Consider the following 23986-nt stretch of genomic DNA (forward strand, 5'->3'; position numbering starts at 1 on the left):
CGCCGGCGCGCGGCAGATGCAAAACCGACCGGTTTCCCCCGGGCGTGCGGCGCGGTAACCTCACAGGTATGGCCACCACCGACAAGGCGTCCACCCGGGACCGGCTCCTCGACGCGGCGTCCGAGCTCTTCTACCGCGAGGGCGTCTCCATCGGGGTGGAGACGCTGTGCCGGAGCGCCGGGGTGTCCAAACGGTCCATGTACCAGCTCTTCGCGAGCAAGGACGAGGTCCTCGCGGCGAGCCTGGCCCGGCGGCTCCCGGAGTACGCCGCTCGGCTCGCCCCCGACGCGCGGGAACCGGAGCGCACCCCGCGCGAGCGGATCCTGGACGTCTTCGAGCGGCTGGAGAAGGGCGCGACCGACCCGGACTACCGGGGCTGCCCCTACCTCGCCGCACTCGTCGAACTCAAGGACCCCGAGCACCCGGCGAGCGCGGTCGCCCGCGGGGCGAAGGAGTGGATGCGGGACTACTTCCGCGCCCGGGCCGAGGAGGGCGGCGCCCGCGACCCCGGCCTGCTCGCCCGCCAGCTGATGCTGGTCTTCGACGGCGCCAGCGCGCGCGCCGGTGCCGGGATCGAGGCCCTGGACGGCTTGACGACCGCGACGGCCGCGGCGCTCCTGGACGCCTCGGGGACGACGTAGCCGGGGGCGGCCGCCGCAGCGACCGCCCCCACCACCCCCGTAGCCGGCATCACGCCGCCGGCGCCACCGCCCGGACCGCCGGAGTGCGCAGCACCCGGCGCGCCGTGGCCAGACCGGTGCCGACCGTCACCGCCGCAGCGACCGCCACCACCGCGAGCCACACCCCGAGCACCTGGCCGGGCAGCACCCCGTCGGTGCGGACCACGGTGAACGGCACGATCCCCGCCAGCGCCGCCAGCGTGCCGAAGCAGACGCCGGTCACTGTCAGCACCAGCCCCTCGGTCCCCACCACGCCGAGCACCTGCCGGGGTGTCGCCCCGGCGAGACGCTGCTGCCCGAACTCCCGCTCCCGGTACGAGGTCGCCGCGTACAGGGAGTTGACCAGCATGACGCAGACGAAGACGACGATGATGCCGACGACCGTGAAGTTGAGCGTCTCCAGGTTCTTCGCCTCGACCGACTTCACCGCCCCCGAGGCCGCCACGGCGTCGCTCTCCACGGCCTGCATGGTCAGCGTCGCCGTGGCGACGGCCGTGAACATGATCAGCGACATCAGGATCCCGGCGAGCTGCCCCGCTCGCTCGCGCAGGTTCCGCACCGCCAGCCAGCCGCTCGCCCCGCCGAGCGGCAGCCGGTCCAGCACCGCCGGCAGCAGCCGCGGCGCCCGCAGCGCGCACCCCACGGACAACAGGATCGCCCCCTGGGCCGGGGGCGCCATGAGGGCGGCGTCCGTCGCCGAGAACGCGAACGTGGAGCTCACGGCGATGGCACCGGCCACCAGCGCCGCATACGCCAGCACCGTCCGGGCACGGCCCGGCGCCTTCCCGCCGCCGGCCGTCGCGCGCCGCACCGCGAGGAACGCGGCGCCCGCCGCGGCGAGCAGCGTGATGGCGAAACCGGTCAGGCAGGCCACCGTCCCGAAGGAGTAGCCGACCGACCGCGCGACCTGACCGCTGTCCTGGAACATCTCCAGCAGCGCCCGCCCGCCGAGCATCGCCGGGCCGACCGCCAGCGCGGTGCCCACCAGCGCCACCGCCACCGCCTCACCCACCACCATCCGCCTGATCTGCCCCGGGGTCGCCCCCGAGCAGCGCAGCAGCTCCGTCTCGGCGGCCCGCTGGCGCACGTTCACCGTCAGCGTCGAGGCGATCGCGAAGAACACCAGCAGGGTGCCGTAGCCGCCGACCACGCCCGCCGCCGTGGAGAGGGTCTCGGAGCTGACCGGGTCCACACCCGGCTGATAGGCGGTGTCGTGCAGGGAGTTGAACGTCATGATGACCGCCGCGCCCAGGAACGCGGCGAGCAGCGTCGCGAGGAACCGCCCGGGCCGCTGCCGGACCGAGCGCATCGCCAGCACGAACATGGCTCACACCCCCGCCGGCACGTCGTCGCCCAGGTGGGCCAGCCGCTCGGCGACCGCGTCCGCCGTCGGGGCGTCCAGCCGGCCCGCCAGCCGGCCGTCCGCGAGGAACAGCACGGTGTCGGCGTAGGAGGCGGCGACCGGGTCGTGCGTCACCATCACCACGGTGCGGCCGTGCACCCGCACCGCCTGCCGCAGCAGCTCCAGCACGTCCCGCGCGCTGCGCGTGTCCAGGGCGCCCGTCGGCTCGTCCGCGAAGACCACCCGGGGTTCGGTGACCAGGGTCCGGGCGATCGCCACCCGCTGGCGCTGCCCGCCGGAGAGCTGGTCCGGCCGGTGCCCCAGCCGGTCGCCGAGCCCCAGGTCCGCGAGGACCTCCCGGACCCGCCGCCGGTCCACGCGCCGCCCGGCCAGCTTCAGCGGCAGCACCGTGTTCTGCGCGACGGTCAGTGTGTCGAGCAGGTTGTACTGCTGGAACACGAAGCCGATCCGGCCGCGCCGGAACCTCGTCAGCTCCGCCTCGCCGCCGCCGGTCAGTTCGGTGCCGTCCACCCGGACGATCCCGCTGTCGGGCCGGTCCAGGCCCGCCGCGCACTGCAGCAGCGTCGACTTCCCTGAACCGGACGGTCCCATCACCGCCGTGAACGTGCCGCGCCCGAGCCCGAGCGTCACCCCGTCCAGGGCGGTCACGGCGCTGTCGGCGTTCCCGTACGTCTTGGTGACCTTGACCAGCCGCAGTGCCTCGGCGGCGGGCTCCGGGTCCTGGTGCTGTCGTGGGCCGGTGCGGAACATCTCGTCGTCCCCCTTCGTGCGACACGCCCTGTGTCTCGTCCACGACGCTACGGAGGAGGGGACGTGACCACACTGGCCGCAGAACCCGTATCGCGGGGTGTACCCAGCGCCACCCCCCGGGTACTCGATCACCCCCGTACGGAAAGGGCTGACTCGGCATGCAGATCGATCTGAAGGGCCGCACCGCTCTCGTCACCGGCTCCACGCAGGGCATCGGCGCCGCCATCGCCACGGGCCTGGCCCGGGCCGGCGCCCGGGTGGGGGTCAACGGCCGTTCGCCCGGGCGGGTGGAGGAGGCCGTGGAGCGCATGCGCGGCGACGCCCCGGGCGCCGACCTGGTGCCCGTCGCCGCCGACGTGACCGGCGACGAGGGCGCCCGGCGGGCGGTGGACACCCTGGGGCAGGTGGACATCCTCGTCAACAACCTCGGGATCTTCGAGTCCGCCGACCCCCTGGAGATCAGCGACGAGGAGTGGCGGCGCTACTTCGAGGTGAACGTGCTGTCCGCCGTGCGCCTGACCCGGCTCGTCCTGCCCGGCATGACCGAACGCGGCTGGGGCCGCGTCCAGAACGTCGCCAGCGACTCGGCGGTCGTCATCCCCGCCGAGATGATCCACTACGGCATGTCCAAGACGGCCCTGCTCGCCGTGAGCCGGGGCTTCGCCAAGCAGGCAGCGGGCACCGGCGTCACGGTGAACTCCGTCATCGCCGGGCCGACCCACACGGGCGGCGTCGAGGACTTCGTGTACCAGCTCGTCGACCGCGACCTGCCCTGGGACGAGGCCCAGCGCGCCTTCATGCGGGAGCACCGGCCGCAGTCGCTGCTGCAGCGGCTGATCGAACCGGAGGAGATCGCCCACATGGTCGTCTACCTCGCCTCCGACCAGGCTTCGGCGACCACGGGCGGCGCGCTCCGCGTCGACGGCGGCTACGTCGACTCGATCCTGCCCTGAGTCACGCGCCGCCCACCAGCACCACCTCCAGCGTGCGCGGCCCGTGCACCCCCTCGACCCGGTCCAGTTCGATGTCACTGGTCGCCGAAGGACCGGAGATCCAGGTCAGCGGGCGCGCCGGGTCGAGGCGTCCGAGCCCCTGCGGCACGGACGACACGACCTGGTCCGGGACCCGTACGACGCACACGTGATGGTCCGGGACGAGGGTGATCCGGCGCCGCCCCTGGTCGGGCGAGCCGTCCAGCACGATCGTCCCGGTCTCCGCGATCGCCACCGCACAGGCCGTCACGACACTGTCCACACGGTCGAGTTCGCCCGGCGTGCTCTCCGCCCGGTCCGCCACGCGCGTCACCCCGGTCGCCGCCAGCCATCGCTCGTCGAGCCCGGGCGGCACCAGCACGGAGGCCGATCCGCGCCTGTTCAGGAGCCCCGCGATCAGCCCGGCCAGTCCGTCCTCGTCCGTGCGGTGCACGATCGCCCGGTAGTCGGCCAGGTTCTCGGCGAGCAGTTCCACCGTCTCGGCGACGGTCCGCGTCCCGTGCTCGCGCAGGTAGTCCCGGGCGATCGGCGTCTCGTCGGCGGGCGCGTCCGCGAGTGCGCGCCGCACCCGGCCCAGGATCCGTTCCCTGCTGTTCACTTCGCCCCGTCCTTCCCGCCGCGCGTGCGCTGCCACCAGTCCCGGAACGGCTCGGCCGGCACCTGCGGCAGTTCCCGGGTCCCGCTCCACGCCCGGCCCGGGCCGGGCAGGGTACGGGGATGGAAGCGGCGGGTCCGGGAGGCGGCGCGCTGGCCGGCGCGCAGCGCCCCCGGGTGGGTGAACGCCCAGCGGGCCGCGCGCATCGCCGCCCGCTCCGCCGCGTGGCCCTTCGCCGGCCGCAGCACGACCCGGTTGCCCTCCCGGGTGACCTCGCCGCCCTCCACCACCCGCTCCCGCAGGTGCACCAGCACCTCGGGGATGTCGATGGCGACCGGGCACACCTCGTAGCAGGCCCCGCACAGCGAGGACGCGTACGGCAGAGAGGCGTCGATGCCGCTGCCCGTGCCCCGCAGTTGAGGGCTGAGGATCGCGCCGATCGGGCCCGGGTACACCGAACCGTAGGCGTGGCCGCCGGCCCGCTCGTACACCGGGCACACGTTCAGGCACGCCGAGCAGCGGATGCAGCGCAGGGCCTGCCGGCCGACCTCGTCGGCGAGGGTGTCGGTGCGGCCGTTGTCCAGCAGCACCAGGTGGAAGGTGCTCGGCCCGTCGCCGTCGGCCGTGCCGGTCCAGGTCGACGTGTACGGGTTCATGCGCTCGGCCGTCGAGGAGCGGGGGAGGGTCTGCAGGAACACCTCCAGGTCCCGCCAGGTCGGCACGATCTTCTCGATGCCGACGACGGAGATCAGGGTGTCGGGCAGGGTCAGGCACATCCGCCCGTTGCCCTCGGACTCCACGACCACGAGCGTGCCCGTCTCGGCGACCATGAAGTTGGCGCCGGAGATGCCGACCTTGGCCCGCAGGAACTTCTCCCGCAGGTGCAGCCGGGCGGCTTCGGCGAGTTCGGCGGGCGTGTCGGTCAGGCCCTCGGGGGCGGGGCGGCCCCACTCGCTCATCTCCCGGGCGAAGATGTCGCGGATCTCGCCCCGGTTGCGGTGGATGGCGGGCACCAGGATGTGCGAGGGGCGGTCCTCGCCCAACTGCACGATCAGCTCGGCGAGATCGGTCTCGTAGGCGCGGATGCCCGCGGCCTGAAGCGCCTCGTTCAGCCCGATCTCCTGCGTGGCCATCGACTTGACCTTGACGACCTCGGACTCGCCGGTCGTCTTGACCAGTTCGGTGACGATCTCGTTGGCCTCGGCCGCGTCGGCGGCCCAGTGCACGATGCCGCCGGCGGCCGTGACCGACTCCTCCAACTGCACGAGGTAGCGGTCGAGATGGCGCAGTGTGTGGTCCTTGATGCGCTTGCCCGCCTCGCGCAGCTCGGCCCAGTCGGACACCTCCGCCACGGCCTTCGCCCGCTTGGCGCGGATGGTGTGGGTGGCGTGCCGCAGATTGCCGCGCAGGGTCGTGTTCGCCACGGCCTCCCGCGCGGCCTCCGGAAACGCCGGCATGCCGAGATACGTCCCGCTCATACGGCCGGTTCCTCCTCCGTGCTCGCCAGGATCTCCGCGATGTGCACCGGCCGCATGCCGGTCCGCAGCCGGGCCATCGTGCCGCCGATGTGCATCAGGCAGGAGTTGTCGGCCGCGCACAGCACCTCGGCGCCCGTCGACTCGGCGTTGCGTACCTTGTCCGCGCCCATCGCCGCCGAGACGTCGGCGTTCTTCAGCGCGAAGGTGCCGCCGAACCCGCAGCACTCGTCGGCCCCGGGCAGCTCGGCCAGTTCCAGCCCCTTCACGGCCCGCAGCAGCCGCAGGGGCCGCTCGCCCAGTCCGAGTCCGCGCAGCCCGTGGCAGGTGGGGTGGTAGGTCACCTTGTGCGGGTAGTACGCCCCGACGTCCGTCACGCCCAGCACGTCCACCAGGAACTCGGTGAGTTCGTACGTCTTCGGCACCACCGGCGCCAGCGTGGCCGCGAGGGTGTCCCCGCGCCCTTCGGCCCGGGCCCGCTCGCCCATGCGCGGATACAGCTCCCGCACCATCGCCCCGCAGGACCCGGAGGGCGTCACGATCGCCTCGTACCCGCCGAAGACGTCGCAGAAGTGCCGGGCGAGCGGCTCGGCCTCGTGGCGGTAGCCGGTGTTGTAGTGCGCCTGCCCGCAGCAGGTCTGCGCCGTCGGGAAGTCGACCTCGACGCCCAGCCTGGTCAGCAGTTTCACCACGGCCCGCCCGGTGTCCGGATAGAGCGTGTCGTTGACGCAGGTCAGGAACAGGGCGACACGCATCGCGGCTCCTCGGGGTCGATCATCGGATGAAGCAGGGTAGTCCGGGCGTGCGGCCGGGGGGAGACACCGTCAGGCCCCGGCGAGCCGGTCCTGCGCGGCGCGCCACCGCTCGGTGCCGCCGCGTGGTTCGTACCGGGTGAGCGGCTGCGTCCGCGCCAGCAGGTCCCGCATGCCGGCGAGGTCCCCGACCAGCCCGTGTGCCCGCGCCTGCACGAGCACGTTGCCCAGGGCGGCCGCCTCCGTCGGGCCGGCCACCACCGGCAGCCCGCAGGCGTCGGCGGTCAGCTGGCACAGCAGCGCGTTGCGCGTGCCGCCGCCCACCACGTGGACGACGTCGGCCGGCTGCCCGGCGAGCCGCTGGGCGTCCTCGACCGCCTTGCGGTGGGCGAGGGCGAGCGAGTCGAGGATGCAGCGCGTCACCTCGCCCGGATTCCGGGGCACCGGCTGGCCCGAGGCCCGGCACGCCTCGGCGATCCGCTCGGGCATGCGCCCCGGAGCCAGGAACGCGGCGTCGCCCGCGTCCACGACCGACCGCAGCGCCTGCGCTTCGGACGCCTCCCGCAGCAGCGCGCCCAGATCCGGCTCGCCCCAGGCCCGTACGCACTCCTGGAGCAGCCACAGCCCCATGATGTTGCGCAGGTACCGGACCGTGCCGTCCAGCCCGAGTTCGTTGGTGAAGTTGGCCGCCCGGCTCTCCTCGGTGAGCACCGGCGCGTCCAGTTCCAGGCCGGCCAGGGACCAGGTGCCGGTGCAGATGTAGGCGAACCGTTCGCCCGTCGCGGGGACCGCGGCGACCGCCGAGGCGGTGTCGTGCGAGCCGACGGCCGTCACCGGCACGGGACCGGCCAGCCCGGTCGCCTCCAGCACCTCGGGCCGCAGCACCCCCGCGGGGTCCCCGGGCCGGCGCAGCGGCGCGAACAGCCCGATGTCGATCCCGAGGCGCTCGGCGACGCCGTACGCCCAGTTCCGGGTGCGCGGGTCGATCAGCTGGGTGGTCGAGGCGTTGGTCAGCTCCGTGCCCTGCTCGCCGGTGAGCCAGTACGTCAGCAGGTCCGGTATCAGCAACAGCCTTTCGGCGTGCGCGAGTTGGGCCGTGGAGCGGGCCGCCGTCAGCTGGTACAGGGTGTTGAAGGGGGCGTACTGCAGCCCGGTGGCGGCGTACAGCTCCGGCGCGGGCACGCTCGCCCACACCGTCTCCGCGACGCCCTCGGTCCGCGCGTCCCGGTAGTGCACGGGGTTGCCGAGCAGCGCCCCGTCCGCGTCCAGCAGCCCGTAGTCCACCGCCCAGCTGTCGATGCCGACGGAGTCCACCTGCCCGGCCGCCCCGAGCCCCTCCAGGACTCCGGCGTAGAGCGCGAGGACATCCCACCGCAGCCCTTCCGGAACCCGCACGGGCCGGTTCGGGAAGCGGTGCGCCTCGGTGAGCTCCAGGCTGTCCGGGCCGACCCGGCCGACCATGACGCGCCCGCTGGACGCGCCGAGGTCGACCGCGGCGTACGCCCTCACGTCCGCGCTCATCGCAGGAAGGCGGCCGCGACGCCGGCGTCGACGGGGATGTGCAGCCCGGTCGTGTGGGTGAGGTCCCCGCCGGTCAGCGCGAACACGGCGTTGGCCACGTGCTCCGGGAGCACCTCGCGCTTGAGGATGGTCCGCTGCGCGTAGAACTCGCCCAGCTTCTCCTCCTCGACGCCGTACACGGCGGCCCGCTTGGCGCCCCAGCCGCCGGCGAAGATCCCCGAACCGCGCACGACCCCGTCGGGGTTGACGCCGTTGACGCGGATGCCGTGCTCGCCCAGCTCGGCGGCGAGCAGCCGCACCTGGTGGGCCTGGTCGGCCTTGGTGGCCGAGTAGGCGATGTTGTTGGGCCCGGCGAACACGGCGTTCTTCGAGGCGATGTAGACGATGTCGCCGCCGAGGCCCTGCGCGATCATCACCCGCGCCGCCTCCCGCGACACGAGGAAGGATCCGCGCGCCATGATGTCGTGCTGGAGGTCCCAGTCCTTCGCGGAGGTCTCCAGCAGTGGCTTGGAGATGGAGATGCCCGCGTTGTTGACCACGAGATCGACACCGCCGAAGGCCAGTACCGCCGCCCGGAAGGCCCCGGTGATCTGCTCCTCCGACGTCACGTCGACCGTCACGGCGACGGCCTTGTCGGGCCCGCCCAGCTCCTCGGCGACGGCCTCGGCGTTCTCCGTGTTCAGGTCCGCGACGACCACGCACGCGCCCTCGGCCACGAGCCGGTGCGCGATGGCCTTGCCGATCCCGCTGCCGGCGCCGGTCACCAGCGCGACCCGCGTGGCGAGCGCCCTGGGCTTCGGCATCCGCCGGAGCTTGGCCTCCTCCAGCGCCCAGTACTCGATGCGGAACTTCTCCGACTCCTCGATCGGCGCGTACGTGGACACCGCCTCGGCCCCGCGCATCACGTTGATGGCGTTGACGTAGAACTCGCCCGCGACCCGGGCGGTCTGCTTGTCCTTGCCGAACGAGAACATGCCGACCCCCGGGACCAGCACGATCGCCGGGTCGGCGCCGCGCATGGCGGGGGAGTCCGGCTCGGCGTGCCGCCGGTAGTAGGCGGCGTACTCCTCGCGGTACCGGGCGTGCAGCTCCTTCAGCCGGGCGATCGCCTCGTCGAGCGGGGCGGCCGGCGGCAGGTCCAGCACCAGGGGCCGGACCTTGGTGCGCAGGAAGTGGTCGGGGCAGGAGGTGCCGAGCGCGGCGAGCCGCGGGTGCTCGGCCCGCGCGAGGAAGTCGAGGACGACGTCCGAGTCGGTGAAGTGCCCCACCTGGGGCCGGTCCTGCGAGGCGAGGGCGCGCACGTACGGCGCGAGGGCGGCGGCCCGCTCCCGCCGCTCACCGGCGCCCAGGGCCGCGTACCCCTCGATCACCGGCCCGAAGGGCTCGGCCTTGCCCCGCTCGGCGAGGAACGTCTCCGCGGTCCGGATGATGTGCAGCGAGTTGCGCTCGCACTCCTCGGAGGTGTCGCCCCAGGCCGTGATCCCGTGCCCGCCGAGGACGCAGCCGATCGCCTGCGGGTTGGCCTTCCGCACGGCGGCGATGTCCAGCCCGAGCTGGAATCCGGGCCGCCGCCACGGCACCCACACCACGCTGTCCCCGAAGCACTCGGCGGTCAGCTTCTCCCCGTCGGCCGCGCAGGCCAGGGCGATCCCGGAGTCCGGGTGGAGGTGGTCGACGTGCGCGGCCTCCACCAGCCCGTGCATGGCGGTGTCGATGGACGGCGCCGCCCCGCCCTTACCGTGCAGGCAGTAGTCGAACGCGGCGACCATCTCGTCCTCGCGCTCCACCCCCGGGTACACGTCGACGAGTGCCCGCATCCGGTCCAGCCGCAGCACGGCCAGCCCCGCCTCGGTCAGCGTCCCGAGGTCCCCGCCGGACCCCTTGACCCACATCAGCTCGACGTCCCCGCCGGTGACGGGATCGGTCGCGACGCCCTTGGCGGAGGCGTTGCCGCCCGCGTAGTTGGTGTTCCGCGGATCGGCTCCCAGCCGGTGCGACCGGGCGAGCAGGGCGTCGGCTTCGGGATGAACAGTCATGCCAGTTCCTTTTCGAATAAGGGGTGAAGTGTCGTCCTCGAGGGGCGCGGGGAAATCAGGCGATCAACCGCACGCGACCCGCACTCCGCAGATCACGTCTCTCGGCAGACGCCTACGCGCCCCACCCCGCCTGCTGCCCGCCCACCCGCTCAGCGACGATCTTCTCGGCCCACCCGGACCGCCGGTACGCGGCGAGCGGCTCGGGGTCCAGCCCCATCTCCTCGCGCACCTCCCGCAGCAACGGCCGCACATCCGTGTTGTACGCGTCCATCAGCACGGCGTTCGCCTCCAGCACGTCCCCCGCCCGCTGCGCCGCCGCCAGCGCGTCCCCGTCGACCAGCAGCGCCTTCGCCGTGGCCTCCTGCACGTTCATCACCGACCGGATGATCGCCGGGATCTTCGCCTCGATGTTGTGGCACTGGTCGAGCATGAACGCGACCTCGGGCGAGAACCCGCCGCCGCGCACCACCTCGTACATGATCCGGAACAGCTGGAACGGATCGGCCGCCCCGACCATGAGGTCGTCGTCCGCGTAGAACCGGGAGTTGAAGTCGAAGCCGCCGAGCTTGCCCTCCCGCAGCAGCGTCGCCACGATGAACTCGATGTTGGTGCCGGGCGCGTGGTGCCCCGTGTCGACCACGACCTGGGCCTTCGGCCCGAGCTTCAGGCAGTGGGCGTAGGCGGTGCCCCAGTCCGGGACGTCCGTGGCGTAGAAGGCCGGCTCGAAGAACTTGTACTCCAGCAGCATCCGCTGCCCGTCCCCGAGCCGTTCGTAGACCTCGGCCAGCCCTTCGGCCAGCCGGTCCTGACGGCTGCGGATGTCGTCCTGCCCGGGATAGTTCGTCCCGTCGGCGAACCACAGCTTCAGATCGGTCGACCCGGTCGCGTCCATGATGTCGACGCACTCCAGCAGGTGGTCCACGGCCTTGCGCCGCACCGCCGCGTCCGGGTGGCAGATGCTGCCGAGCTTGTAGTCGGCGTCCTGGAAGGTGTTGGAGTTGATCGCCCCGAGCCTCACCCCGCGGTCCCGCGCGTGACCGGCCAGCGCCGCGTAGTCGTCGACCTTGTCCCACGGGATGTGCAGCGCGACCGTCGGGGCGACCCCGGTGAACTCGTGCACCTTCGCCGCGTCGTCCAGCTTCTCCTGCGGCGTGCGCGGCACGCCCGCTTGCGCGAAGACCTTGAACCGCGTGCCGGAGTTCCCGTACGCCCACGACGGCGTCTCGACGGCCTGTGTCTGGAGAGCGGCCTTCACCGCGGCGAGCTCGGTCACGTCAGAACTCCTGAGACATCGGGTCGCGACGGCCACGCGTGACGACCACTGAATGAAACGATTCAGGACGCGAAGCTATGGGCCGCCCGAAGGGGTGTCAACCCCTCCCGTCAAGACGGTCTCCCGTGACCAGGGCGTGACCTTCTTGGATCGAAACTTTTTCGACCGGAACCCATTGACGTGACATGCGCCGCACGCCTAACGTCCCGGCAACCCAGTTGAAACCTTTCACGACGCCCACGACGCCGCGAGGCCGTCCCGCCGGCGTCGTCGAGGAGCCCCCAATGACCCACCCGTCCACCACGGGTCCGGCCCCGGTTCTGGCGCTGAGGGACGTCTCCAAGTCCTTCGGCGCGGTCCGCGCCCTGCGGGACGTCTCCCTGGAGCTGTTCCCCGGGGAGGTGCACGCCCTGGCCGGCGAGAACGGTGCCGGCAAGTCGACCCTCATCAAGACGCTCGCCGGAGTGCACCGGCCGGACACCGGCCAGGTGCTGCTCGACGGCGCGCCCGTCGCCTTCCACGGGCCCGGCGACGCCCGCGACGCCGGCATCGCCGTGATCTACCAGGAGCCCACGCTCTTCCCCGACCTGTCGATCGCCGAGAACATCTACATGGGCCGCCAGCCGCGCCGCGCGCTCGGCCGGATCGACCACAAGGCCACGCATCACGCCACCGCCGAGCTGATGAAGCGCCTCGGCGTCGAACTCGACCCCGGCCGTCCCGCGCGCGGCCTGTCCATCGCCGACCAGCAGATCGTCGAGATCGCCAAGGCCCTCTCCTTCGACGCCCGCGTCCTGATCATGGACGAGCCGACCGCCGCCCTCACCGGCAGCGAGGTCGCCCGCCTCTTCGGCGTGGTGCGCACCCTGCGCGAGCAGGGCGCCGCCGTGCTGTTCATCTCCCACCGGCTGGAGGAGATCTTCGAGATCTGCCGGCGGGTCACCACCCTGCGCGACGGCGCCCTGATCGCCAGCGAGCCCCTGGAGGGCATGACCGAGGACGACCTGGTGCGCCGCATGGTCGGCCGCGACCTCGACGAGCTGTACCCCAAGCAGGAGGTCGAGCCGGGCGAGGTCGCCCTGAGCGTGCGCCGGCTGACCCGCGAAGGCGTCTTCACCGACGTCTCCTTCGACGTCCGGCACGGTGAGATCGTCGGTCTCGCGGGCCTGGTCGGCGCCGGGCGCACGGAGGTCGCCCGGGCCGTCTTCGGCATCGACCGCTGGGACGCCGGTGACGTGACCGTCCAGGGCAAGCCCCTGGTCAACGGGGCCCCCTCCACCGCCATGGCCGCGGGCCTCGCCCTGGTCCCCGAGGACCGCCGCGCCCAGGGGCTGGTGATGGACATGTCCATCGAGCGCAACATCGGCCTCACCGGACTGCGCACGACCGTGAAGGCCGGGTTCATGGACCGCGGCGCCGAACGCAGCCGCTCCCTGGACTGGGCCGTCAGGCTCCAGGTCAAGTACGCCCGGATCGCCGACACGGTCAGCACGCTCTCCGGCGGCAACCAGCAGAAGGTCGTCCTCGCCAAGTGGCTCGCCACCGGCCCGAAGGTGCTGATCGTCGACGAGCCGACCCGCGGCATCGACGTCGGCACCAAGGCCGAGGTGCACCGGCTGCTGTCCCAGCTCGCCGCCGACGGCGTGGCCGTCCTGATGATCTCCTCCGACCTGCCCGAGATCCTCGGCATGGCCGACCGCGTGCTGGTGATGCACGAGGGCCGACTGACCGCCGAGATCCCGCGCTCCGACGCCACCGAGGAAACCGTGATGGCCGCAGCCACCGGGAGGGCCGCCGCATGACGGTCGTGACCCCGCAGGAGGCCCCCGTGGCCGACGTGCCCAAGTCGAGCGGCACCCGGCTCGTCGACCGCGTCTTCAAGATGCGCGAACTCGCCATCCTGGTCGTCTTCCTGGTGATGATCGCCGTCACCCAGGCCGGCAACAGCGAGTTCCTGTCCGAGCAGGGCGTCAAGGACCTGCTGCTGAACGCGACGATCCTGGTCCTGGTCGCCACCGGCCAGTCCCTGGTCGTCATCACCCGCAACGTCGACCTGTCCGTCGGCTCCACGCTCGGCATCAGCGCCTTCGCCGCCGGCACCTACCTCCAGGGCGGCGGCGACCCGGTCGTCGCGATCGCCCTGGCCGTCCTGCTCGGCGTCGGCTTCGGGCTGCTCAACGGACTGCTCGTCAGCCTCGGCCAGGTGCCCGCGCTCGTGGTCACCCTCGGCACGCTGTACATCATCCGCGGCATCGACTCCATCTGGGTCGGCTCCCGGCAGATCACCGCGGCCGACCTGCCCGGCGGATTCGTCGACTTCGGCTCAGGCGGCATCTCCGCCGTGCCGTACCTCGCCCTGATCGCCCTGGCCGTCCTCGTCGCCACCGCCTACTACCTCAAGCACTTCGGCAGCGGCCGCGAGCTCTACGCCCTCGGCTCCAACCCGGAGGCCGCACGCCTCGCCGGCATCCCCGTGCGCAAGCGGATCCTCGCCGCGTACACCTTCTGCGGCGCCCTCGCCGGACTCGCCGGCGCGCTGTACCTCGCCCGGTTCGGCAACGTCGACTCCGGCACCGGCACCGGCTACGAACTGACCGTCGTCAGCGCGGTGGTGGTCGGCGGCGTCGTCTTCACCGGCGGCTCCGGCAGCGTCTACGGCGCGGCCCTCGGCGCCCTGCTGCTGACCTCCATCAACAGCGTGCTGCCCGCCCTCGGCGTCAGCTCCGTCTGGGTGCTCGCGATCAACGGCATCCTGCTCATCCTCGCCATCGCGGTCGACCGGATCGTCGCGCTGCGCGTGGCCTCCGCCCTGAAGAAGAGGAACGCCCGCCATGGCTGACATCTCCCTGAGCCGAGCGGTCCGCTGGGACACGGTCGTCGGCGCCCTCCTCCTCGTCGTCCTGCTGTTCTCCTTCGGCTTCGTCGACGGGTTCGGCAACGCGCTCAACCTGTCGTTCCTGATCGGGAACACCCTGCCCATCGCGCTGATCGCGCTGCCGATGACCCTGCTGGTCGTCTCCGGCGAGATCGACCTGTCGGTGGCCTCCACGGCCGGCCTGTCCGGCGCCGTGATGGGCGCCCTGTGGAACCAGGGCATGGCCATCGAGACGATCATCCCGGTCTGCCTGCTCCTGGGCGTGGTGTGCGGGCTGATCAACGGCCTGCTGGTGACCCGGCTGGGGCTGCCGTCCCTCGCCGTCACGATCGGCACGCTGGCCGCCTACCGGGGCATCGCGCAGATCGTGCTCGGCTCCGACGCGGTGACCGACTTCCCCACGCAGTACCTGGACTTCGCGGCCGGGCGCATCGGCGACACCTTCGTCCCGTACGCCTTCCTGCCGTTCCTCGTCCTGCTCGCCATCGCCGTGGTCGCGCTGCACGCCACGCCGTTCGGGCGCTCGCTCTTCGCGATCGGGGCGAGCGAGGAGGCGGCCCGCTTCGCCGGGATCCGGGTCAGGCGGCAGAAGCTGATCCTGTTCACACTGACCGGTCTCATGGCCTCCCTGACTGGCGTCTTCTGGGCGCTGCACTACGCCAGCGCCCGCTACGACAACGCCACGGGCCTGGAACTGTCCGTCGTGGCGGCCGTGTTGCTCGGCGGTATCGACTTCGACGGCGGCAAGGGCACGCTGGGCGGCGCGATCGCCGGGGTGTTCCTGCTGGGGGCGCTGCAGAACGTGATGAGCCTCCAGGACGTCTCGGCGCAGTCGCAGATCGTCGTCACCGGTGTCCTGCTCGTTCTCTCCGTGCTCGGCCCCCGGGTCGTACGGCAGATCTCCACAGCGAGGGCGGGCCGCAGAGCCGCCGCCTCGACTCCCACCTCATGACCAGCCCTTCCTCGTAAAGGACGACAGCCATGCGTAAGACAACCCTCCGCCGCGGCTGCGCGGCGCTCGCCACCGCCACCTCGCTCGCCCTGGCGCTCACCGCCTGCGGTGGCGGCACCACCAAGAAGGACGTCGCGAACGAGAGCGGTTCCGCGGCCGCCGCCGGCAAGGCCGACCCGAACGCCGAGCTCAAGAAGGGCCTGACCGTCGGGTTCCTGCCCAAGCAGGTCAACAACCCCTACTTCACCACCGCCGACAAGGGCGGCGAGAAGGCACTGAAGGAACTGGGCTCCAGCTACAAGGAGGTCGGGCCGTCCAGCGCGACCGACACCGCCGGGCAGGTCTCCTACGTCAACACGCTCACCCAGCAGCAGGTCGACGCGATGGCCGTCTCCGCGCAGGACCCGGGCGCCCTGTGCACCGCGCTCAAGCAGGCCATGAAGAACGGCATCAAGGTCGTCACCTACGACTCCGACACCACGCCCGGCTGCCGCAACGCCTTCATCTCGCAGGCCTCCGCCGAGGACCTCGGCCGCACCGAGGTGCAGCTGCTCGCCGAGCAGATCGACCACAAGGGCGAGATCGCGATCCTGTCCGCCGCGCAGACGGCGACGAACCAGAACACCTGGATCGACTTCATGAAGGACGAGCTGAAGAAGCCCGAGTACAAGAACATGAAGCTGGTGAAGGTCGCGTACGGCAACGACGACGCCCAGCAGTCCTTCCAGCAGACCCAGGGCCTGCTCCAGGAGTACCCGAACCTGAAGGGGATCATCTCCCCGACCACCGTCGGCATCAAGGCCGCAGCCCAGTACCTGTCGGGCTCCAAGTACAAGGGCAAGGTCAAGCTGACCGGCCTCGGCACCCCCAACGACATGCGCAAGTACGTCAAGAACGGCACCGTCGAGGCGTTCGAGCTGTGGGACCCGGCCAAGCTCGGCGAACTGGCCGCCCGCACCGCCGTCGCGCTGTCCTCGGGGCAGATCACCGGCAAGGAGGGCGAGACCTTCAAGGCCGGCTCCATGGGCGAGTACACCATCGGCAAGGACGGTGTGATCAGCCTCGGCAAGCCGACCGTGTTCAACGCCGGCAACATCGACCAGTTCGACTTCTGATCCCGGAGGGTCGTTGATGCAGCGCGTGTGCTTCCTGCTGAAGGTCCGGGCGGACCGCCTCGACGAGTACCGCGAGCGGCACGCCGCCGTGTGGCCCGAGATGCTCCAGGCCCTGACGGAGACCGGCTGGCACAACTACTCGCTCTTCCTGCGCGAGGACGGACTGCTCGTCGGCTACCTGGAGACCGAGGACTTCGAGGCCGCCCGGGCCGGGATGGAGGCCACCGACGTCAACGCCCGCTGGCAGGCGGAGATGGCGCCGTTCTTCGAGACCCTGGACGGCGCCCGTCCCGACGAGGCCATGAAACCGCTCACGGAAGTCTTCCACCTCGCATGACGACGGAGTCCACGAGATGCACAGACGTACCCTGCTGGCCGCCGCCCTCGCGGGAACGGTGGTGACCCCCGCCCTCGCCTCCGGCACGGCACGGGCCGCCGGACCCGGCCCGTCCGTCACCCCGGCCGGCACCACCACGCTCGACGGCCGGGCCCTCTTCTTCGTGTCGTACGACGGGCTGGTCAACAACAACTCGTTCCAGAAGAACGGCCTGCTGACCTACAAGGGCCACCAGTACGCCGCCTGGTACACCGCCGACCGCAACGCCGTCGTCGGCCGCCGCGCCCTCGGGTCGAGCACCTGGTCGACCGTGAAGGCCGGGCACACCCTGCGCTACGACGACTCCCACAACGTCATCTCCATGGGCGTCTCCAGGGCCGACGGCCGCCTGCACCTCAACATGGACTCCCACAGCGACGGCTTCACCTACGTCAAGTCCGTCGCCGGGCTCATGGACGACCCCACCGGGCTCAGCTGGACCGCGAGCCGCTTCGGGGCGCCCCAGGCGACGCTGGACGGCCTCGCGCCGACCTCGCAGTTCACCTATCCGCAGTTCGTCTCCACCCCCGAGGGCAGGCTCCAGCTCAGCTACCGCGTCGCCGTCTCCGGCAACGGCCGCAACGCCCTCGCGGAGTACGACGGCACCCGGTGGACCGCCCTGGGGGAGTGGTCGAGTTCCACCGGCACCTACACCAGTGCGCACGGCTCCTCCACCGCCCGCAACATGTACCTGCACGGCATCGACTACGACCGGGGCGGCCGGCTGCACTCCTTCTTCACCTGGCGCGAGCAGAACGGCGCCGTCATGTGCAACGGCGGCGGCATCACCAACCACGACACCGGCTACGTCTACTCCGACGACCGCGGCCGCACCTGGCGCAACGACGCGGGCACGGTCGTCGGCGTCACGGGCGGCTCCGACAAGGTGTCCGTCAACGACGCCGGGCTGATCGTGGACCCGCTCGACCCGGACCACTCCCTGATGAACCAGGAGAGCCAGTTCACCGACTCCGCCGGCCGGCCGCACGCGATCATCTCCTACGTCCCGGGCCGCTTCGGCCAGTGCACCACGAACTACGTCGCGGACCGGACCAGGAACGGCCGGGCCTTCCACCTCCGCCGCAACGCCTCCGGCAGCTGGCAGAAGACCGAGATCCCGGTCCCGCTCGACTCCAGTCAGCGCACCAAGCTGATCCTCGACCGGTACGACAACGCCTACGCGATCTTCCCCTACGGCCGGATCGCCGGCGCCTCAGCGGTCTCGGGGTACACCGACTGGAAGGTCCTCTTCGACGGCAGCGGCCTGAACGCCTTCGGCGAGGTCGTCATCGACGAGACCCGGGTGGCCCAGGACGGGGTGCTGTCCTTCATGTACCAGGAGAAGTCCACCGGTACGACCCCCTCGCCGCTGCGCGTCGCCGACTTCCGGCTGCCCGCCTGACCGTGACCGGGTCCCGGGGCGGCGTGCCGGTAATGTGAAGCCGCCCCGGGCCGCCGCCCCCCTCGTCTCCCCCTGGAGGTCCCCGCCCGATGGCCCAGTCGGTGGGTATCAAGGACGTCGCCCGTGCCGCCGGAGTCTCCGTCGGCACGGTGTCGAACGTGATCAACCGCCCGGACACGGTCGCCACCGAGACCCGGGCCCGCGTGCTGTCCGCGATAGACCGGCTCGGCTACGTCCGCAGCGAGTCCGCGCGCCAGCTGCGCGCCGGGCGCAGCCGCATCATGGGGCTGCTCGTCCTCGACATGGGCAACCCCTTCTTCGTCGACGTCGCGCGCGGCGCCGAGCGGGCCGCCCGGCGGGCCGGGCTCGGCGTGATGGTCTGCAACAGCGCCCAGAACCCGGGCGAGGAGGCCGAGTACCTGTCGCTCTTCGCCGAGCAGCGGGTGCGCGGCGTGCTGCTCACCCCGGCCGACGCGACCGGCCGCAACATCGAGGCGTTCCGCCGGCACGGCATCCCGTTCGTCCTGGTCGACCGGGTCGCCGAGGGCACGACCGAGTGCTCCGTCTCCGTCGACGACGTCGCGGGCGGCGCCCTCGCGGTACGCCACCTCGTCGACGCCGGGCACCGCTCCCTCGCCTACGTCAGCGGCCCGCCCGGCCTCAACCAGGTCCGCGACCGCCGCACCGGCGCCCTCGAAGCGCTCGCCGAGGCCGGGCTCGGCCCCGACGCGCTGCGCGAGCTGCCCACCGAACGGCTGGACGTCGCCGCGGGCCGGGACGCCGGGGCCCGCCTGCTCGGGCTCGCCGACCGGCCCACCGCCGTGTTCTGCGCCAACGACCTGCTCGCCCTCGGCGTGCTCCAGGCCATGTACGCGGCCGGTGTGCGCGTCCCGGACGACCTCGCCATCGTCGGCTACGACGACATCGAGTTCGCGGCGGCCGCCGCCGTGCCGCTCACCTCGGTCCGCCAGCCCGCCGTCACCATGGGCGCCATGGCGGCCGACCTGCTCCTGGAGGAGACCGAGGAGGAGGGCACGGCCCGGCCGCACGAGCACCGGCGGGTCGTGCTCCAGCCGGAACTCGTCGTCCGCCGCTCCAGTCTGGCCGCCCGCTGAGGGCCTGAACGGCCGCCTGGCCTGAACGGTCGTTCAGCAAGGTTTCATGATCGAAGGGCTCACCCCCGGACGTTCCCTGTGATGAACTGGGACGCGGTCCGAAAATCCGCCCGTCCCGGGAGCCCTGTTGATCCTCAGCTACCGTCAGCCCGGAGTCGTCCTCACCGACCGGCGCTTCACCGTGCCCCTCGACCACGACCGGCCCGAGGGCGAGACGATCGAGCTGTACGCCCGAGAGGTCGTCGCCGGCGACAAGGCCCACCTGGAGCTGCCCTGGCTGCTCTACCTCCAGGGCGGACCGGGCTTCGGCGCCGACCGCTCCGTCGGCCGGCCCGGCTGGCTGGGCCGGGCGCTGCAGGAGTACCGCGTGCTGCTGCTGGACCAGCGCGGCACCGGCCACTCCACGCCCGCCAACCGGCAGACGCTCCCGCTGCGCGGCGGCCCCGCCGAGCAGGCCGGCTACCTCACCCGCTTCCGCGCCGACTCGATCGTCCGCGACTGCGAGGCCATCCGGCCCGGGCTCACCGGCGGCGCACCCTGGACCGTCCTGGGCCAGAGCTTCGGCGGCTTCTGCGCGACCACGTACCTCTCCCTCGCCCCAGAGGGCCTGGCCACCGTCCTTGTCACCGGCGGCCTGCCGTCCCTGGACGCCCACGCCGAGGACGTCTACCGGGCCGCCTTCCCGCGCATCGAGCGCAAGGTCACCGCCCACTACGCCCGCTACCCGCAGGACGCCGAACGCGCCCGGCGGATCGCCGACCACCTGCTCACGCACGACGTGGTCCTGCCGAACGGCTACCGGCTCACCGTCGAGGCCTTCCAGTCCCTCGGCATCGTCCTCGGCACCGGTGACGGCACCCACCGCCTCCACCACCTCCTGGAGGACGCGTTCGTCCGCACCCCGCAGGGCCTCGCGCTCTCCGACGCCTTCCAGGAGCAGGTCCAGGGCCTGCTCTCCTACGCGCGCCACCCGCTGTACGCCCTGATCCACGAGTCGATCTACGGCCAGGACGCCCGGCCCACCGCATGGGCGGCCGAGCGGGTCCGCGCCGAGTTCCCCCAGTTCGACGCCGCCAAGGCCCTCGCGGGCGACGAACCCCTGCTGTTCACCGGAGAATCGATTCACCCCTGGATGTTCGACTGCGACCCGGCGCTGCGCCCGCTGCGCGAGACCGCCGAACTGCTCGCCGCCCGCACCGACTGGACGCCCCTGTACGACCCCGCGCGCCTGGCGGCCAACGAGGTACCGGTCGCCGCAGCCGTGTACCACGACGACATGTACGTCGACACCGCCCACTCCCTGCGCACCGCACGCGCCGTCCGCGGCCTGCGCACCTGGGTCACGGACGAGTACGAGCACGACGGCGTGCGCACCGGCGGCCCCCGGGTCCTGGACCGGCTGCTGGCCCTCGTGCGCGACGAGGCGTGACGCCGGTGCCGCGGACTAGTCTGCCGACATGACGGAGCCGACGAGCACTCAACTCCAGCCCATGCCCGGCGACTGGCGGCGCGCCCTCGCGGTCGTGGCCCACCCGGACGACCTCGAGTACGGCTGTTCGGCGGCCATCGCGGCCTGGACCGACGAGGGCCGCGAGGTCGCCTACGTCCTCGCCACCCGCGGCGAGGCGGGCATCGACACGATCGCCCCCGAGCAGTGCGGCCCGCTGCGCGAGCGGGAGCAGCGGGCGAGCGCGGCGGTGGTGGGCGTGAGCGAGGTGGAGTTCCTCGACCACAAGGACGGCGTCATCGAGTACGGCACCGCCCTGCGCCGCGACATCGCCGCCGCCATCCGCCGGCACCGGCCCGAGCTGGTCATCACGCTCAACCACCGCGACACCTGGGGCGGCGTCGCCTGGAACACCCCGGACCACGTGGCCGTCGGCCGGGCCACGCTCGACGCGGCCGGCGACGCGGGCAACCGCTGGATCTTCCCGGAACTCACCGCGCAGGGCCTCCAACCCTGGGACGGCGTGCGCTGGGTCGCCGTCGCCGGTTCCAGCACGCCCACCCACGCCGTGGACGCGACACCGGGCATGGAGCGCGCGGTGCGCTCCCTGCTGGAACACCGCACGTACATCGAGGTGCTGACCGACGACGATTCGAGCAACGGACGTACGTCAGTCGAGGACTACTGCCGGGACTTTCTCACCCGCCAGGCCGACGCCCTCGCTGAACGATTCGGCGGCCGCCCCGCCGTCGCCTTCGAGCTCTTCCCCCGCTGAGTGATTCGCGATCGCACGTGACAGCGCCCCCGGTCCGGTGACCGGGGGCGTCCGCCCCTGCCCCTCCGCGTGGCAGCAGGTACTAGGTGTAGCGATCACGATGGGGGTTCCGAACGCGGGGACTGAAGAGAGGGCTCCGGCCGGGCGAGGCGATCGGCCGGTTACGGAGCGGGCTGTCCCTGAGGATTCACCTCGCCTGCGAGGGGCAGAGTTGACGCCGACCGCTCGCTTTCACAATCGCTGCTGGCAACGTCAATAACTGCGCCCAGTTCGAGCATCATGGCCCGCATCAGGGTCAGTCGATGCGGACCCGGACGGCCCAGGACGCCACCCGAGCAGGTTCGTCGCGGACAAGGGATACTCGTCCCCGGACATCCGCTCCTACCCGCGGTGACGGGGCATCAAGGCTGCGATCCCGGAACGGATCGACCAGATCAATGGCCGTCCTTCGGCGCGGCGAGAGCCGGTGCCGGCTTGACCGGGCCGCCTACCGGCGACGCAACCTCATCGAGCGCTGCTTCAACAAGCTCAAGCACAACAAGGCCCTGGCCACCCGCTATGACGAGCTCGCCCGGCATGTCAGGGCCTGGTCACCATCGCCTGCCCACGACTATGGCCGCAGAGTCCTCGGGACGAGGTCACCGGGGGCGTTGCCGCGTGTCTGTGAGTGGTCAGCAGGACTCGTCGAGCTTGACGGAGTAGATGGCGACGCGAAGGGCGTTCGTGGCGCCGGGCGCCGGGTCCTGGCGGCAGACCTTCCAGTTGCTGTTGTCGAGGATCCATCGGCCCTCGGGTGACGCGTCTTCCTCGTTGACCATGAAGCCCTCGCTGCGCAGCAGGTTCTGCGCCTCGCGGTGGTTCATGCCGACGACGTCGGGCACCTCGCTGGTCTCCGGCTCGGCTTCGTCGGCGCTGGTCTCGGCAGTGGGCGCGTCCATGTCGGTCTCGGTGGTGCTCGTGTCCTGCTTCGTCCGGCCGCTCGTGTCCTCGGCGGTGGTGCCCGGCTTGCTGGAACTGGTGTCCTCGGTGCCTTCGCAGGCGGTGAGCGTGAGAAGTGCTGCGGCGGTGAGCGCGCCGATGGTGTAGCGGATGCGCATGGTTCGTCCCCCGAAGGTTGCGAGTGCTGAGGGGCCATCATGCGACATGTGAGGGTGGTGTGAACGCTGCGTGACACTTCTGTGACACGCCCGGTCAGGAGTGGGAGACCAGCTCGAAGCTGGAGAGTTGCACGGCGAGGGCAGGCCCGGACGACGGAGTGCCGGAACCCCGCATGGTGACGAGAGGGATTCTCAGTCGGCCCGAGACGCTGACCGAAAACGAACAGCTCCGGCGCAAGAACAACCTGGCCGACCGAGGACGGGATGCCAGCGTACAAACGTGGGCAGCTACGGTATCTCGGGCGAGAGGACCCCGAGACGTACGTCCGCGGCTTCCTGACGCAGCACGCCGAGGCCATGGGGGAGCGGTTCGGCGGCCGGCCGGCGGTGGCGTTCGAACTGTTCAGCAGGTGACGTGAGACGGTCATGACGGGGAGACGGGGGAGAGCGTGACAGGCAGTGAGGAACTGGCCGGCCGGTTCGAGGAGCACCGGGGACGGCTGCGAGCCGTCGCGTACCGCATGCTGGGTTCGCTCACTGAGGCGGAGGACGCCGTGCAGGAGACGTGGCTGAAGCTCAGCCGCGCCGAGACGGACGGCATCCACAACCTCGGCGGCTGGCTCACGACCGTCACCGGCCGGGTCTGCCTCGATCTGCTCCGCTCCCGTGCCGCGCGCCGCGAGGAGCCGATGGACGCCACGCCGGGCACGTTCGTCCCGGACCCCGTGCTCAGGCCGCTGTCCCACCTCGACGACCCGGCGGAGGAGGTGCTCCGGGCCGACTCCGTGGGCCTGGCGCTGCTCGTCGTCCTGGAGAACCTGGCGCCCGACGAGCGGCTGGCGTTCGTGCTGCACGACATGTTCGCCGTGCCGTTCGACGACATCGCGCCCGTCGTGGAGCGCAGCCCGGCCGCGACCCGGCAGCTGGCCAGCCGCGCCCGGCGCCGGGTGCGCGGTGCCACGCCCTCCGCGGAACCCGACCTCGGACGCCAGAAGGAGGTGCTCGACGCCTTCCTGGCCGCCTCCCGCGCCGGGGACTTCGAGGCGCTGCTGGCGCTGCTCCACCCGGACGTGGTGCTGCGGGCCGACTCGGGTGCGCTGGTGCGGGGCGCGGCCGTGTCCAAGGCCGTCCAGGGCGCCGAGGCGGTCGCGGAGCAGGCGATGATGTTCGCCCGGTTCGCGCAGGCCGCGGAACTCGCGCTGGTCAACGGCTCGGTCGGAGTGGTCAACGCGCACGGGGGACGCGTGCGGTCGGTCATGGGCGTCACCATCAGCGACGGCCGCATCACCGCGCTCTACATCCTGGCCGACCCGGAGCGGCTGGCACGTCTGGAGGTGCCCGGGCGTGCGGGCTGAGCCGGGTCACCGCGGCCGCCGGCACCTGAGCTGTCGTTTC

At 72.0% G+C, this 23986-nt stretch carries 21 protein-coding genes and 2 pseudogenes; 14 read left to right on the forward strand and 9 right to left on the reverse strand.

What is annotated here, in order from left to right:
• The first annotated feature begins 68 nt into the window (after positions 1-68).
• Positions 69-641 carry a TetR/AcrR family transcriptional regulator gene (locus ACF07N_RS23815; RefSeq protein ID WP_383332210.1) on the forward strand — a complete coding sequence of 191 codons (573 nt, stop codon included), beginning with the start codon at positions 69-71 and terminating at the stop codon, positions 639-641.
• 49 nt (positions 642-690) lie between these two features.
• Here ACF07N_RS23815 and ACF07N_RS23820 read toward each other — a convergent pair whose 3' ends face one another.
• Entirely contained in the window at positions 691-2004 is a 1314-nt protein-coding gene (locus ACF07N_RS23820) for an FtsX-like permease family protein (protein WP_392116272.1), read from the reverse strand.
• A gap of 3 nt (positions 2005-2007) precedes the next feature.
• A complete protein-coding gene (locus ACF07N_RS23825; RefSeq protein ID WP_392116275.1) occupies positions 2008-2793 on the reverse strand; it encodes an ABC transporter ATP-binding protein in 786 nt (261 codons plus the stop codon).
• Positions 2794-2951: 158 nt separating this feature from the next.
• Between ACF07N_RS23825 and ACF07N_RS23830 the strand changes: the two genes are divergently transcribed.
• Positions 2952-3746, forward strand: coding sequence for an SDR family NAD(P)-dependent oxidoreductase (locus tag ACF07N_RS23830; RefSeq protein ID WP_392116279.1), 795 nt, complete (start codon positions 2952-2954; stop codon positions 3744-3746).
• 1 nt (position 3747) lies between these two features.
• Here ACF07N_RS23830 and ACF07N_RS23835 read toward each other — a convergent pair whose 3' ends face one another.
• The 6 genes from ACF07N_RS23835 to rhaI form a co-directional block, all read right to left on the reverse strand.
• Complete coding sequence (locus ACF07N_RS23835; RefSeq protein ID WP_392116282.1) at positions 3748-4383, reverse strand: lactate utilization protein C; 636 nt, start codon at positions 4381-4383, stop codon at positions 3748-3750.
• Entirely contained in the window at positions 4380-5858 is a 1479-nt protein-coding gene (locus ACF07N_RS23840; protein WP_392116285.1) for a LutB/LldF family L-lactate oxidation iron-sulfur protein, read from the reverse strand. Before ACF07N_RS23840 ends, ACF07N_RS23835 begins: the two co-directional genes overlap by 4 nt.
• Positions 5855-6610, reverse strand: coding sequence for a (Fe-S)-binding protein (locus ACF07N_RS23845; RefSeq protein ID WP_383332198.1), 756 nt, complete (start codon positions 6608-6610; stop codon positions 5855-5857). The genes ACF07N_RS23840 and ACF07N_RS23845 overlap by 4 nt, the downstream gene beginning before the upstream one ends.
• 69 nt (positions 6611-6679) lie before the next feature.
• Positions 6680-8128, reverse strand: a complete 1449-nt coding sequence (locus ACF07N_RS23850) for a rhamnulokinase family protein (RefSeq protein WP_392116288.1) — start codon at positions 8126-8128, stop codon at positions 6680-6682.
• Entirely contained in the window at positions 8125-10164 is a 2040-nt protein-coding gene (locus ACF07N_RS23855; protein WP_392116291.1) for a bifunctional aldolase/short-chain dehydrogenase, read from the reverse strand. The genes ACF07N_RS23850 and ACF07N_RS23855 overlap by 4 nt, the downstream gene beginning before the upstream one ends.
• A 112-nt stretch (positions 10165-10276) precedes the next feature.
• On the reverse strand, positions 10277-11437 hold the full coding sequence (gene rhaI / locus ACF07N_RS23860; RefSeq protein WP_392116294.1) for an L-rhamnose isomerase: 1161 nt from the start codon (positions 11435-11437) through the stop codon (positions 10277-10279).
• Positions 11438-11721: 284 nt separating this feature from the next.
• Between rhaI and ACF07N_RS23865 the strand changes: the two genes are divergently transcribed.
• From ACF07N_RS23865 to ACF07N_RS23910, 10 genes and pseudogenes are all read left to right on the forward strand, one after another.
• Positions 11722-13239 (forward strand): sugar ABC transporter ATP-binding protein, encoded by a 1518-nt coding sequence (locus tag ACF07N_RS23865; protein WP_392116297.1) that lies wholly within the window; start codon positions 11722-11724, stop codon positions 13237-13239.
• A complete protein-coding gene (locus ACF07N_RS23870; RefSeq protein WP_392116300.1) occupies positions 13236-14276 on the forward strand; it encodes an ABC transporter permease in 1041 nt (346 codons plus the stop codon). The genes ACF07N_RS23865 and ACF07N_RS23870 overlap by 4 nt, the downstream gene beginning before the upstream one ends.
• Positions 14269-15264 (forward strand): ABC transporter permease, encoded by a 996-nt coding sequence (locus ACF07N_RS23875; RefSeq protein WP_383347760.1) that lies wholly within the window; start codon positions 14269-14271, stop codon positions 15262-15264. The genes ACF07N_RS23870 and ACF07N_RS23875 overlap by 8 nt, the downstream gene beginning before the upstream one ends.
• 29 nt (positions 15265-15293) lie before the next feature.
• A complete protein-coding gene (gene rhaS, locus ACF07N_RS23880) occupies positions 15294-16379 on the forward strand; it encodes a rhamnose ABC transporter substrate-binding protein (RefSeq protein ID WP_392116304.1) in 1086 nt (361 codons plus the stop codon).
• 16 nt (positions 16380-16395) lie between these two features.
• Complete coding sequence (locus ACF07N_RS23885) at positions 16396-16716, forward strand: L-rhamnose mutarotase (RefSeq protein ID WP_383584060.1); 321 nt, start codon at positions 16396-16398, stop codon at positions 16714-16716.
• Between the two features lie 16 nt (positions 16717-16732).
• Positions 16733-18157, forward strand: coding sequence for a BNR repeat-containing protein (locus ACF07N_RS23890; RefSeq protein ID WP_392116307.1), 1425 nt, complete (start codon positions 16733-16735; stop codon positions 18155-18157).
• Between the two features lie 89 nt (positions 18158-18246).
• Positions 18247-19272, forward strand: coding sequence for a LacI family DNA-binding transcriptional regulator (locus tag ACF07N_RS23895; RefSeq protein WP_383347769.1), 1026 nt, complete (start codon positions 18247-18249; stop codon positions 19270-19272).
• 127 nt (positions 19273-19399) lie between these two features.
• Entirely contained in the window at positions 19400-20701 is a 1302-nt protein-coding gene (locus ACF07N_RS23900) for an alpha/beta fold hydrolase (RefSeq protein WP_392116310.1), read from the forward strand.
• A gap of 28 nt (positions 20702-20729) precedes the next feature.
• On the forward strand, positions 20730-21494 hold the full coding sequence (locus ACF07N_RS23905; RefSeq protein WP_392116313.1) for a PIG-L deacetylase family protein: 765 nt from the start codon (positions 20730-20732) through the stop codon (positions 21492-21494).
• A gap of 140 nt (positions 21495-21634) precedes the next feature.
• Positions 21635-22161: pseudogene (locus tag ACF07N_RS23910) on the forward strand (IS5 family transposase); the annotation flags it as partial.
• Between the two features lie 4 nt (positions 22162-22165).
• Here the strand turns inward: ACF07N_RS23910 and ACF07N_RS23915 are convergent.
• Positions 22166-22591 carry a PASTA domain-containing protein gene (locus tag ACF07N_RS23915; RefSeq protein ID WP_383584068.1) on the reverse strand — a complete coding sequence of 142 codons (426 nt, stop codon included), beginning with the start codon at positions 22589-22591 and terminating at the stop codon, positions 22166-22168.
• Between the two features lie 297 nt (positions 22592-22888).
• Between ACF07N_RS23915 and ACF07N_RS23920 the strand changes: the two are divergent.
• Positions 22889-23005, forward strand: a pseudogene (locus tag ACF07N_RS23920) (PIG-L family deacetylase); the annotation flags it as partial.
• Between the two features lie 35 nt (positions 23006-23040).
• Complete coding sequence (gene sigJ, locus ACF07N_RS23925) at positions 23041-23946, forward strand: RNA polymerase sigma factor SigJ (protein WP_392116316.1); 906 nt, start codon at positions 23041-23043, stop codon at positions 23944-23946.
• Positions 23947-23986 lie beyond the last annotated feature (40 nt).

Origin of the sequence: Streptomyces sp. NPDC015242, assembly GCF_043079125.1 — a bacterium.
Taxonomy (GTDB): domain Bacteria; phylum Actinomycetota; class Actinomycetes; order Streptomycetales; family Streptomycetaceae; genus Streptomyces.

Excerpts from the sequence above, each read along its gene's own strand:
- ACF07N_RS23825 (WP_392116275.1), bottom strand. The coding sequence starts at position 2,793 with ATGTTCCGCACCGGCCCACGACAGCACCAGGACCCGGAGCCCGCCGCC.
- ACF07N_RS23915 (WP_383584068.1), bottom strand. The coding sequence starts at position 22,591 with ATGCGCATCCGCTACACCATCGGCGCGCTCACCGCCGCAGCACTTCTC.
- ACF07N_RS23840 (WP_392116285.1), bottom strand. The coding sequence starts at position 5,858 with ATGAGCGGGACGTATCTCGGCATGCCGGCGTTTCCGGAGGCCGCGCGG.
- ACF07N_RS23850 (WP_392116288.1), bottom strand. The coding sequence starts at position 8,128 with ATGAGCGCGGACGTGAGGGCGTACGCCGCGGTCGACCTCGGCGCGTCC.
- ACF07N_RS23875 (WP_383347760.1), top strand. The coding sequence starts at position 14,269 with ATGGCTGACATCTCCCTGAGCCGAGCGGTCCGCTGGGACACGGTCGTC.
- ACF07N_RS23845 (WP_383332198.1), bottom strand. The coding sequence starts at position 6,610 with ATGCGTGTCGCCCTGTTCCTGACCTGCGTCAACGACACGCTCTATCCG.
- ACF07N_RS23895 (WP_383347769.1), top strand. The coding sequence starts at position 18,247 with ATGGCCCAGTCGGTGGGTATCAAGGACGTCGCCCGTGCCGCCGGAGTC.
- ACF07N_RS23870 (WP_392116300.1), top strand. The coding sequence starts at position 13,236 with ATGACGGTCGTGACCCCGCAGGAGGCCCCCGTGGCCGACGTGCCCAAG.
- ACF07N_RS23905 (WP_392116313.1), top strand. The coding sequence starts at position 20,730 with ATGACGGAGCCGACGAGCACTCAACTCCAGCCCATGCCCGGCGACTGG.
- rhaS (WP_392116304.1), top strand. The coding sequence starts at position 15,294 with ATGCGTAAGACAACCCTCCGCCGCGGCTGCGCGGCGCTCGCCACCGCC.
- ACF07N_RS23855 (WP_392116291.1), bottom strand. The coding sequence starts at position 10,164 with ATGACTGTTCATCCCGAAGCCGACGCCCTGCTCGCCCGGTCGCACCGG.
- ACF07N_RS23890 (WP_392116307.1), top strand. The coding sequence starts at position 16,733 with ATGCACAGACGTACCCTGCTGGCCGCCGCCCTCGCGGGAACGGTGGTG.
- ACF07N_RS23830 (WP_392116279.1), top strand. The coding sequence starts at position 2,952 with ATGCAGATCGATCTGAAGGGCCGCACCGCTCTCGTCACCGGCTCCACG.
- ACF07N_RS23865 (WP_392116297.1), top strand. The coding sequence starts at position 11,722 with ATGACCCACCCGTCCACCACGGGTCCGGCCCCGGTTCTGGCGCTGAGG.
- ACF07N_RS23885 (WP_383584060.1), top strand. The coding sequence starts at position 16,396 with ATGCAGCGCGTGTGCTTCCTGCTGAAGGTCCGGGCGGACCGCCTCGAC.
- ACF07N_RS23815 (WP_383332210.1), top strand. The coding sequence starts at position 69 with ATGGCCACCACCGACAAGGCGTCCACCCGGGACCGGCTCCTCGACGCG.
- ACF07N_RS23820 (WP_392116272.1), bottom strand. The coding sequence starts at position 2,004 with ATGTTCGTGCTGGCGATGCGCTCGGTCCGGCAGCGGCCCGGGCGGTTC.